Origin of the sequence: Paraburkholderia sp. SIMBA_030, assembly GCF_046535245.1 — a bacterium.
Taxonomy (GTDB): Bacteria; Pseudomonadota; Gammaproteobacteria; order Burkholderiales; family Burkholderiaceae; genus Paraburkholderia.
Map to the genome: position 1 here is coordinate 1 of NZ_JAWRXB010001526.1, position 240 is coordinate 240.

Here is a 240-nt window from a genome sequence, read left to right on the forward strand (position 1 = left end):
CTCAAGCCGATCCATCTCTACGAGCCGCTCCACCGCAAGATCTTCGAGGTCGCGGGTGACATCATCCGCATGGGCAAGATCGCCAATCCGGTGACGATCAAGACCTTCCTGAAGGCCGACGAGAAGGTCGGCGACATGACGGTGTCGGAATATCTGGCCCGCCTCGCCCGCGAAGCCGTGACCATCATCAATGCCGAAGACTACGGCCGCGCCATCTACGACCTGGCGCTGCGCCGCGCG

Annotated in this window: 1 protein-coding gene; it reads left to right on the plus strand. The window is 62.9% G+C overall.

Going from position 1 to position 240, the window contains the following annotated elements; all coding sequences use genetic code 11:
- Nucleotides 1–240 (plus strand): DnaB-like helicase N-terminal domain-containing protein (locus SB772_RS45115; RefSeq protein ID WP_410839164.1); only part of this gene is annotated, 240 nt, incomplete at both ends.